At 39.4% G+C, this 11,752-nt stretch carries 8 protein-coding genes, 1 pseudogene and 1 riboswitch; all 9 genes and pseudogenes read left to right on the top strand.

Going from position 1 to position 11,752, the window contains the following annotated elements; all coding sequences use genetic code 11:
• The first annotated feature begins 49 nt into the window (after window positions 1-49).
• Window positions 50-391 (top strand): hypothetical protein, encoded by a 342-nt coding sequence (locus HPY74_17050; protein ID NSW92346.1) that lies wholly within the window; start codon window positions 50-52, stop codon window positions 389-391.
• 24 nt (window positions 392-415) lie between these two features.
• A complete protein-coding gene (locus HPY74_17045; protein NSW92345.1) occupies window positions 416-2,740 on the top strand; it encodes a phosphoadenosine phosphosulfate reductase family protein in 2,325 nt (774 codons plus the stop codon).
• A gap of 21 nt (window positions 2,741-2,761) precedes the next feature.
• Window positions 2,762-6,919 carry a hypothetical protein gene (locus tag HPY74_17040; GenBank protein NSW92344.1) on the top strand — a complete coding sequence of 1,386 codons (4,158 nt, stop codon included), beginning with the start codon at window positions 2,762-2,764 and terminating at the stop codon, window positions 6,917-6,919.
• A gap of 21 nt (window positions 6,920-6,940) precedes the next feature.
• Window positions 6,941-9,256, top strand: a complete 2,316-nt coding sequence (gene pglZ / locus HPY74_17035; protein ID NSW92343.1) for a BREX-4 system phosphatase PglZ — start codon at window positions 6,941-6,943, stop codon at window positions 9,254-9,256.
• Window positions 9,257-9,266: 10 nt separating this feature from the next.
• Entirely contained in the window at window positions 9,267-10,700 is a 1,434-nt protein-coding gene (brxL, locus tag HPY74_17030) for a BREX system Lon protease-like protein BrxL (protein NSW92342.1), read from the top strand.
• A gap of 27 nt (window positions 10,701-10,727) precedes the next feature.
• Entirely contained in the window at window positions 10,728-10,928 is a 201-nt protein-coding gene (locus HPY74_17025) for a hypothetical protein (protein ID NSW92341.1), read from the top strand.
• A gap of 112 nt (window positions 10,929-11,040) precedes the next feature.
• A complete protein-coding gene (locus tag HPY74_17020; protein ID NSW92340.1) occupies window positions 11,041-11,190 on the top strand; it encodes a histidine phosphatase family protein in 150 nt (49 codons plus the stop codon).
• Window positions 11,126-11,428, top strand: a complete 303-nt coding sequence (locus tag HPY74_17015; GenBank protein ID NSW92339.1) for a histidine phosphatase family protein — start codon at window positions 11,126-11,128, stop codon at window positions 11,426-11,428. Before HPY74_17020 ends, HPY74_17015 begins: the two co-directional genes overlap by 65 nt.
• A 27-nt stretch (window positions 11,429-11,455) precedes the next feature.
• A pseudogene (locus HPY74_17010) lies at window positions 11,456-11,652 on the top strand (M55 family metallopeptidase).
• A gap of 27 nt (window positions 11,653-11,679) precedes the next feature.
• A riboswitch (cobalamin riboswitch) is annotated at window positions 11,680-11,752 on the top strand. This riboswitch is flagged as partial in the annotation.

Raw genomic sequence — 11,752 nt, 5'->3', positions numbered from 1 at the left:
GGCAGCCATTCGAAACTGTCTTCCCTTACCCTTTGAATACAGCCGGGCGATGGACCTGGACGAGAGGGATTTCATAGAGGGCAGCATATTGTACCAATATCATAGATATATAGAAACAAATGAGGAGAGGGTTAAGCACTTACAGAACAGGGCCCAGGCAAGGGGGAGACTTTGCTGTGTTATTTGCAATTTCGACTACTTTGAAGTGTACGAGGATGTGGGGAAGGGCTTCATGGAGTGCCACCACACAGTTGATATAACCCTGTACAAGAAGAAAATGGTGATTAAGGACGGGGATTTTGCGCTTGTATGCTCAAACTGCCACCGCATGCTGCACCGCACTCGGCATCACACAAACAAGTTTCAGCTTTTGCAGTTAAAAAAGAGTTAAATCTATAACAAGGGGCAGATTATTATGTACAATATCGAGTGGGATCAGGAAACGAGGGGTTATGTGCTTGTGCCTTCCGCCATGGGGATACAGAAGGCGATAAGGCCGGTATTCTACGAAGAACTGGAGCTTCTGGGTTTCGACGAACACTGGAAGTATCCGAAGACGCATTTTCCGCTGTTATGGGCGGAAGGGGCAAGGCGTTATATTTATCAAGGGGAATTGGTTGCAGTAGCGCGTGGAGGCGGGTTTTATACCAGGCCAACAATTGAAATAAAGAAGCAGGGCTTAAGGCTTGAACCTGTAGATGTTGATGGAATGATACTCAAGAACAAGGGCCTAATGACCGGTCTGGTGCAGCAGTCCCTTGAATTTATATATGAAACCTATCAAAAGTATCAGAAGGGAAAATATCATATTTGCTATGTGGCCTTCAGTGGTGGTAAGGATTCGCTGGTGGTTCTAGATCTTGTGCAGAGGGCTTTACCCCACGGAGACTTTGTAGTGATATTTGGCGATACAGGAATGGAATTGAAATGCACTTACCAGGCTGTTGAAAAAGCAAAAGAGAGATGGAGCACCCTTAAATTCTACAGTGCTGCCTGTGAATACAGTGCCCGGGATACATGGAGGGAATTCGGCCTTCCCAGCAGGATACAGCGCTGGTGCTGCAGCGTGCACAAGACGGCACCTTCGCTGCTGCTTTTGAGAAGGTTAACCGGCAAGGAGAACATGAAGGCCCTGGTGTTTGACGGCGTGAGGGCAGAGGAAAGCGATGCCCGTGCTGCCTATTCCAATATATCTGAGGGCGGCAAGCATGGGATACAGACTAACTGTAGTCCTATTTTAGAATGGAGTTCTGCAGAGCTTTTTCTGTACATATTTGAAAGGGACTTAATGCTTAACGAGGCGTACAGGTATGGCATGGTAAGGGTGGGCTGTGCTGTTTGTCCTATGGCTTCAAAATGGTGGGAACATTTAGCGTATAAGGTATTTAAGGATGACGTGCAAAACTATATAGAGCAAATAGAGGAATATGCCGCAAGTGCAGGGGTGCCCGAGCAGGAGAGGAAAAGGTATATAGAAGAAGGCGGCTGGAAGGGAAGAGCAGGCGGCAGGGGGGTGAAAAACGGCGGCATAAGGGTAATAGAGCAATTTAGCAGCAACTCTATATCCTTTTTTATCCGCCGGCCCAAGACAGAGTGGCTTGAATGGGCCAAAGCCCTGGGTAATACCGTGAGGAACTCGGATACAGCCTTTGAGCAGCAGATTATGGGAAGATACTACCCTTTCAGTATTACCAAACATGAGGGCGGTATTAAGGTGGAGTTTGGGAACCTAATTCCGGGGATACACCGGAAGCAGATAAGCTTTATAAGAAACATAGCCAACAAGGTGGCCTACTGTGTGGGGTGCAGGGTATGTATGGTGGAGTGCCCTACAGGAGCGCTAACGATTGACGGAAACGAAATATTCATTGATGATAATAAGTGCATAAACTGCCATAAGTGTCTCGGAATGGACAAGGGCTGTCTCGTTGCAAAGTCTCTGGCAGTTTCAAAAGGGGGAAAGAGTATGTCTTTAAGGGGCATGAATAGATATCAGCATTTTGGGTTAAGACAGGTATGGCTCGAGTACTATTTTGACATGGGAGATGACCTTTGGTTTACCGACAAGCTGGGGAACAGACAGGTTGACGCGTTTAGAGTGTGGCTTAAGGAGGCGGAGATAACCAAAGATAACAAGATAACGCCCCTGGGTGAGAAGTTGTCGGATTTTGGCAGCCACAGTCTCCTTACATGGGCTGTTATATGGACCAACCTTGCTTATAATTCCACAATAGTAAAGTGGTATGTTACTAATGTGGGGTGGGATGGTGTATACACCAAAGATGACCTGGTGGATATGTTGGGGGATGACTATTCAAAATCAACTAGAAAAAATGCGGTAACATCGCTTATCGAGCTATTTCGCCACACCCCCTTGGGTGCTGACCTGGCCTTTGGTAAACTGGAAATGATAGGCAGGTCAAATAGGGTCAAGAATATCACAAAAACCGGTTGGAAGCAGCCCGAGCAGCTCGCTGTATTATACGCTCTCTACAGATATGCAGAAAAACAGAACGGCCATTATAATTTTACCTTTTCGGAACTGGAGCAGTTCCAAGAGGGTATGGTAGGAGTAAGTCCCGTTGTGCTGTTCGGAACGGATAAATCCGAGATGAAGAGATTAATTCAAGGACTGTCAATAAATTACCCTGATTATATAAGGGTAGAGTTTTCAAGGGGGCTGGACAACATATTCCTCAATGAAGACCATACGGCCGATGATGTGTTAGATTTGAAATAATAATTGAGGAAGGGGGTCGCCATGACGTTATACAAAGACTATATTGAAGTCAACAGCGATTTTATCCCTGTCTTTAATGCTGAGGTAGACAGGAGGAAGGAACCTGCTACATGGAAGTTCTTTATACCTCATCAGTCCCTGAAGGAGGTTTTAAACGAAATCATAAAATCAATAGAGCGGGCCAGTAATGCAAACTGTAAGCCGATTTGGATGAGCGGTGCCTACGGTACGGGAAAGACCTTTGCTTCCTTTGTGGTAAAACATCTGCTTGAAGACGATATCAAAAGCGTAGAAGAATATTTCAACAGCTATCCAATAATTCAACCCCTTTATCAGCACTTTAGATCAATCCGAGAAAGCGAAAAGATATTAGTGGTTTACCGTTCTTCATCCAGCAACATAACTACGGCTGAAAGGCTATTAATAGAGGTACAGCAGTCGGTAAAAAAAGCCCTGGAGAATGGCGGTTGTACATACCTTGGCGGTAGAACTGCCTACGAATCAATACTCCGCAGGCTGACAGATGAAAACTCTACTTTTAATTTTAAGGCAGCTTTTGAAAAATACCGTCTTGACTTTGGAGAGTATAGCAGCTATGAGCATGTGATTGCCGATTTGAAAAATGAAAACGACTATAAATTGGTAGAAACGGTAGCCCGGGTAATGGAGAGGGAAGGTTTTGCCTATTTTGATGGTGTAGAAGATATCAAAGATTGGCTCGAGGACATTATAAAGGGTAACAATCTGAAAGCAATAGTGTTTATATGGGACGAGTTCACCGATTATTTCAGGCAAAACAGGACAGTATCAACACTGCAGGAACTAGCCCATGTCTCAAGCAGAATGCCTTTTTATCTCTTCCTGATAACTCACCGGGCCATAGAGCAATTCAACCTTGACTCGGATGCCAGAAGGGTCCTGCAGGACCGTTTTAAAATGATAAAATTTCAGATGTCAGAAGTTACTGCATATCAGTTGATGGCAAATGCTATTAAAATAAAGCCTCAAGCTAAGGATGAATGGGATACAAAAGCTGTTACCCTTTGGGATGAGGTTGAGAGGTGTGCTCGACGGTTAAAAGAGCACTCCGAGGGATTGAAAATAGAAGAGTTGATTAACCTCATACCGCTCCACCCCTTTTCTGCCTACTTGCTGTCAATAATATCCAAACAATTTAGCTCCAATCAACGCACCATGTTTCAATTTCTCAAGGAAGACCCAAGCCAGCAGGAGCAGGGGATTAAAAACAATTTCAATTGGTTTATTCAGAACCATTCTTTTGAAGGATGGCACTGGCTTACTGCTGATTTTTTATGGGACTATTTCTTTAAGGCAGATAATGAAGATTTGCCCGATGAAGTGCGAACCCTTATCAATTATTACAATTCACACTGTAATGAGTTAACCGGTGATGAATTAAGCGTATTTAAGTGTGCTTTGCTCCTCATTGCAATAAATAGACAATTGGGAGCAGAAAAGTTATTAAAGCCGCTGCAATCAAACCTAGAAATGATTTTTATGGGAACACCTATTTATCAAAATTTAAAGAATATTCTGGATGAGCTTTGCGAAAAGGATTTGCTGAATTCCGTCCATTCCAGTGCAAATGACAGAGAGTTTGTAGTTCCTATGATGTCTTACGACAAAAACAAGCTGGACAAAATACAAAGACAAATAGAAAGCCAATATACCTTTGAAAAGTGTGTTGAATCAAGAGGAGTTATTGGAGAAAGATTTCAGAATGTTTATAAATTAAGCGGTGCATTGGATATTAGATTCGTTACCAAAACAGCACCACTGCAAAACCTCAAAATACGCATAAACAGGTTTCAAGATGAACTGGAGCCGTATAGTATAGGTGTTCTATTTGTAATAGTTAAGTCTGACGCTGACTTAGTTAAGGTTGACCAAGCAATAAAAGAAATTAAAAGTGAAGGTAGCCGTGTCATCTTAGTGAATGTAAATCAGCCCTTTGGTGAGAGAGAATGGAAGAACTGGCTTGACGCTAAGACAAAGGAAGCCTATGCCCGAGAGATGAACGATGGTTCTAATGCGAGGTATTATAAAGATAATGCAGAAAGGTTTATTGACAACTGGATTAAAAAGGTAGAGGTAACCACCATGACAGCGTGTTTCAGGGGGGAATACTACCAGTTTACTGAGCTGAGCGGCTTAAGAGAATACCTGGAGAAAATCAGTGCTCAAGTTTATCCTTATGGGCCAGAAACGGTATGTAAAATTGATAACTTATATAAGCCTTTCGGTTATTCAAAGGATGCGGTATTGATGGGTATGGGTGTTAAAAATTATAGGAGGCCGTATTCGAACATAGTTGAATCATTACAAAATAAAGGCTTCTGGCATGATAGTAATACCTTTGCCCTGTACCCCACCCACCCTGTTTCCATGATGAAGCAAAAGGTAAAGGAGTTGATTGAAACCAGCAATTCTGTATATGTATTGGATATATGGAATGAACTTATGCAAGCGCCTTTTGGATTTGCTCCTTCGCCGGTTGCCGCTTTCTTATTTGGGTTTCTAATGAAAGAATATGCCGAAAATGGCGGTTACTACAAAGATGACGGGTCCAATGCTGTACCATTGAGCCACGAAGGTCTTGCAGACGTCATAGAAAGCGTTATGAAAGGGATGCGCAACCACGAAAACTACTCGATAGCTAAAATGAAACCGGAACACGAGTTTTTCTGCAATACGTTACAGGATGCCTTTAAGTTTACCAAAGAGCAGGCGAGCTGTCCGAGGGATATAAAAAAGAATATAAGGCGTTTTCTAACCGAAAAGAAATATCCCTTATGGTCGCTTAAATATTATCTACCCGACCAAAAGATTGCGGATGTGGACATAACAAGCAAGTTGAATGAGGTAATCAATCTTATTTGTGATTTTATCTCCGCTGAAGGAGAGACCGACGAACTGCAGATAGCAGAAAAAGTAGCTGAAATATTATCGGCCTGGAATAGCGTAAAAGCTCTATTACCTCAAATAATCGATGTGGAGAATTTTAAAAAGGGCATGAATCATTATATAGATAATACTGCTCCCAATGTACTAATTCTTGCAGAGAAGTCCGGGATAGATTTCAACCAAATAATCGACGAGATAAGAAATCGCATGACTGAAGATGCCCATTGGTTATGGAAAGAGGATAATTTACAAGATGTGCTTGAATCCATTGAGAATGAATATCGCTTGCTTAATAGCATGAATGAATTTATTGGATATACTTCAACTAGTATTAAGGATGCTTTACGCAGGATAAAAGAAATCTTTGAAAATGTTAAATTACCCTGGGTTGTTATTAGAGATTATGCTGGAAATGTGAAAGATACCTTAGAGTTGTTGATAGGTTTCGTCTATTTGGATTCTTCTAATATAAACATGAGAGACTTGGCCTTAAGGCTTGATGAACATAGAGATGGCATTGGAAATGTGTTGAACAATTTAGAAGAGATATTCGGGAAATATTTACAAAGCATATCTGATGTTAATGTATCCAGTGAACAGATAAGCGAGATTTACAACAAACTGCCAAAGTCAGCTATTAATAATGATATAGAACGTTTCAAGCAGGTTGTAAAAAATCTCTTAAATAACCTTAGGGTCAACCACTTGATGCAGAGATTAAAGAAACTTTGGCAGGAAATCAGCGGAACACCATCTCCTAGAGAATGGAGTCGAAAATCAGGGGTTCCAATTTTATGGCTACCTGGTATAACCCCTTCGGTTTTTCTTAATACATTTAATGTCATAAACAATGGTCAGACACAGGACCACTTACAAATCGAGAATGCAATTGCTATATTGGAACAGAAGAAAGAGCATTTTGTTATACTACATGATGCCGAAAAAATAAACGAGGCCTTTATTAATAAGGCTGCAGGGGATTATGCATATCTGGTTAGAAATAATATAAACGCGGATTCAATTAGAAGTGAAATAATAAAGCATTTTGGTGAAGAGATTTATGACTGGTGGTTGAAGCAGGATGATATTTCCAAGCATGTTCAGAACTATTTGGCAGAGACATATAGGCAAGAGACCTATAAGGAGGTACTGCAGAAAATAGATGAACTTTCTGCTCAAGAGGCAAAAGAATACCTGAAGGAATTAATTAGAAAGGAACCTCTGGTGGGCATTAAGATCTTGAAGAAAAAATAAGCCCTAAAGGGGGTGAGATGGATGAAGGCCTTTTACACAATAGAAGAACTGAAGCAAGAACTATTAAGGGATAAAGCACATAGGGATCGATTCCCTGTCCGGTTTATCCTTATTAAGGGCCGGGATAATTGGCACAAGGTTGTTACACTGCTTGAAGACATGACGGATTATACTTACAAGCTGTCTGAACGCTGCAGTGGTGAGGATACTATACCCAATTTAAACGACCTAACAACTAAAATAGAATGCCATTCATATAGTAACATGCTGGTAATTCCATTAGCAGAATATTTGCGCATCTTTGAAAATAGGAGAGCTATCTTGAGAGAGCTGGCAACGATAGAAAGGACCGAGGGAATAAATAATGGTACAAAATGCCGGGCATATATTCCCCTTTTTGAGGTTGAAAACATATTTTTTGAACAAATGAAGGGCGTAAGCAGATTTAATATGCCAGGTGAGTGTGCTAAGTATTTTTCTATTAAGAATACAGGAGAAGATGAGAAAGTATCTTTGCAAATCATGCCCCGAAATATAGAAACATCGATATTATGCGAAGATGTGATAAGGGGCATAAAGCAGTACATGCAAATTTGGGAGAAGACATCAAGACAAAACAGTTTTCTTATTACAGGATTTGCACAGGCATTTAAAGAAACAGCTGGTGATTATTGTATTAGAATATGCAATAGTAATTTTGGATTGCTAAAGAATCATATTGTCGGATGCGATGAACTGAAGATGGAATGGGGGAAAGATGAACAATGGGGTTGGCTGCTCTCACAAGCAAATAGAGGAGAGCATTTAAATAACTTGTTTTTGAGGGTCTTTAATCTAGCTGGTTTTAACGTTAAAAGTCTTTTTGCAAACTGGAAGGAATATGATGAAAACCAAAAGTGGTTAGCCTGGGTGTGGTGTAAGATAGAACAGCCTGATGGGTATATGGAATATGTGATGAGGAACAGTAATAATTATACTTCTTTTAAAGAAAACATTATTAATGGCGTGTTTGATATCAATGAAAAAGGCCCTGAGGCGGAAAAAGCTATAATTGAGGAAAGGAAGCAGTTCCTTGAATATATTGGGATATATAGTATTCCAAATACCTTTTGGGAGAAATTCAATTCAATTGACGATAACATCCAAAAGTTAAAATGTTTTTCTTGTATAACTAAGGAGGAAAAATATAAAGCAATTGAAATTATAAAAGAACTGCTAATCAACAACATAGATGAGGAAAAGTGGTATGATTACCTTTCGGTAGTTTACCCTGAACTTGCCTATTATATGTGTACTGCTGACTACAATAGCTCGACTGTCTACACATATTTTTATAATTACACAAGGGCAAAACTAACAGATATGGTAAATGATATAATACATAATTTGATGCAAGATGTTGCAGATAATGAAATATTTTGGCAATACCATCCACGGAATTCACTGCTTGAAGAGATTGGTGAGCAGCGAATGGTATACTGGGTGGATGGAATGGGGGCTGAATGGTTAGGCCTTATAGACGGTATTTTAAGTAATGAATTTCCTGATATCAATTATGAATATAAAATTGCTCGTGCCAATTTACCTACAATTACCGAGTACAACAAAGGATGGGAAGGTACAGATAATTACAGAATATACAAAGATTTTGACAGCGCCGTACACAATTATGCATGCAGCTATCCCGAATATATTATAGAAGAGTTCAGACATATTAGAGAAATAATAAGAAATGCTGTGAATTTATTGAATTCATATCCTTCCGTAGTTATTACATCTGACCATGGTACAAGCCGTCTAGCAGCTATAAGCAAGCAAAAAAGTACTCCTTTGCCAGAAAGAATAAAGGTAGAAAAGTACGGGCGCTATTGTATAAATGATGGCACTCTTAATGTTACTGACTACACGGATTGTATTGAGCAGGAGAATAAATTGATTTTTAAAACCTATGGACGATTCAGTATTGGCGGTCATATTGCAGGGGAGATTCATGGTGGAGCTACGTTGGAAGAAATATTAGTACCTGTGATAATTATTAAGAAGAAGAATGAAGAGAACAGAGTTATTACTTTTAGTTTACATTCATCAACAATAAGGTTAAATGCGAAGAATGAAGCGGTGCTCAATCTAACATTAAGCGATCGTGTTGAAAAATTGTCTCTAGTAATTAGGAGCGTCAGGTTTGAAGCTAGGTACAAAGATAATAAATGGGAAATAACTTTAAGAAATTTAAAACCTGGTCAGTACAGGGGCACGTTATGGGCTGATAATAAAAACATTGGAAAAGTAACATTTGAGCTGACAAAAGGCATAACTATTAATGATATGGGGCTGTGAGGTGTAACTCATGCAAGAAAAGTTAAAAGAGTATTTTAGAGATATGTTAGTATTTAAATCACCCAATCAAAGCAAATTTTTTTCTGCGCTCACTCTGCCGTCATTTCTCAGAGACTGGTTGGTTATGAAATTTGCCGATGAAGATGGATATTTTGATAAAGAGGAAGTCAGTCAGTATGTAAAGAAAATAATCCCAAAAAAAGAGCAGTGGGAGCAGCTAAAACATACTATGACCCACGAGGGACTGAATGTAAGATTTTTAGCAAAGGTTAGGGTGGAAATAGATATCAGTACAAGAGAGGCTTTGTTTTCTTTGCCTGATTTTGGATTTCCCCAGCGTAAGAGAGAAGCAGTGGTAGAAAAGGAAGTTTTAGATAATTACAAGAATTATCTATTAGGTCCTACTGAGACTTGGGGTATTATTGAACTTGCTTGTTTTATTATTGATGCTAATAAAAGTAGAATACACATGGTGGATTTCAGACCCTTCTGTCCCTATCAAGTAGAGCTGGAATATTTTCAAGAAGCCAGGAAATATTTTACAACTGAAGAATGGGTGGACGTTTTGCTGGCTTCAATAGACTATAACCCGGCCGGATTTCTAAACAAGACACAAAAAACTACAATGTTAAGCCGTCTTTTACCTTTTGTAGAAAAGCGAATAAACCTTATTGAATTGGCACCAAAAGGTACGGGCAAATCTTATTTGTTTTCTCAAATAAGCAAATATGGTTGGCTGGTTAGTGGTGGAAGCATTACACGTGCAAGATTGTTTTATGATGTTAGTAAGAAGACCAATGGTTTAATCAGCCATTATGACTATGTGGCATTAGATGAGATTCAAAGCATTAATTTCCCCAATCGAGAGGAAATTCAAGGTGCTTTAAAGGGGTATCTGGAGAGCGGAGAATTTAGAGTTGGAGATTATAAAGGTACCGGAGAAGCTGGGTTTGTGCTGCTGGGAAATATTGATGAAAGTCTTATGAATGTTGAGGCAAATATGTTTCAACAACTGCCACAGATATTTCACGAATCCGCTTTGCTTGACCGCTTCCACGGTTTTATAAAAGGCTGGGAAATACCTCGAATGAGGGAAAATATGAAGGCTAATGGATGGGCACTTAATGTGGAATATTTTTCAGAGATAATGCATCTTCTTAGGGATGAGATTGTATACCGTGGAGTGATTGATGAGTTATTAAAAGTTCCTAAAGGTGCTGATACTAGGGATACTGAAGCTATAAAAAGAATGTGTACAGGTTTTCTAAAATTGTTTTTCCCTAATGTAAAAGATGTGAAGGATATTAATATAGAAGAATTTGCTGAATATTGCCTTAATCCTGCTATGTCTATGCGTGGGATTATTAAGAAGCAACTAGGGATTATTGACAGTGAGTTTAGTGGAAAAAATATTCCAGATATTTCATGCAAACTTATTAAATAATTTACCAATCATATTGGGGTGTTACTAATGGCTAAAAATAATTATTGTAGTTTTTGTAATGTTCAACTAGGAAAAGATGTTGTAGCCCTTAACAAGAAACTACTGGGGTGCAATGTAAAGAAACAATTGTGTATACGTTGCCTAGCAGAATACCTTTCCTGTACTGAAGAAGACTTGAGAGTAAAAATACAAGAATTTAAAGACCAAGGATGTACATTATTTATTTGAATTTTTAGCTTTGTAAAAATAAAAACTTAAATAATTTAGACTGCTACTGGTTATTGTAGAAGGTTACAAGTGTTGATTCCACTGCTAATTAATATTTGACTTTGCCATCAGGATGATAAGTATTTACCACAACCTTCCCATCTTTAAGGTTGATGAGTTAAAAGAATTCAACTTTGGTGTGTGGGAGGGTATGGGTTATGAAGAAATCAAAAAAATATCCTTTGGAAGCAAAAAAGTGGGAAGAGGACTGGAAAAACCTTAAAATCCCAAAAGGTGAGAAGGGTTCTGAATTTTACCAGAGGGTTTCAAGATGGATAGATACTATAATAAAAAAACGACAAAAAGGGGCGTTTTTGATAGCAACCCATGGAGGATGCATACGGGTGATTTTGTCGCACCTGGTGGCAAAGGGATTGATGGCTACTGGAATTTTCATGTTTAAACAGGTGGAATGGCAAGGATTAAAATTGATAAAGGAGTTCCTTTTTTGTTTTTTTTAGATTGGGTTCAAACGTGAGGTGTTGGGCTTGAAAATCGTTATATCTGCAGATATAGAGGTTATTTCTACTGTTGTTTCCATGAAACAGGTAAATCCAGGGACAAAGGAATATGAAAGGGCACGAAGGCAAATAACCGGGAAGTAAATATTGCAATCCATGCTGTATTGATTATGGGGCTAAGGAGATTAAAAAAAATCAGGATCAACTTGCAAAATCCCCGATAAAATGGTAGTATAAAAGCATAAAAAACTTTGAATACAGCAGGCTGTGGTACCGTTTCGGTTTAAAAGTGAAAGCGGTGAGAATCCGCTACAGCCCCCGCTA

The sequence above is a fragment of the Bacillota bacterium genome (assembly GCA_013314855.1).
Lineage (GTDB): Bacteria > Bacillota > Clostridia > Acetivibrionales > DUMC01 > Ch48.
This window is presented reverse-complemented; position numbering and strand designations above follow the sequence as displayed.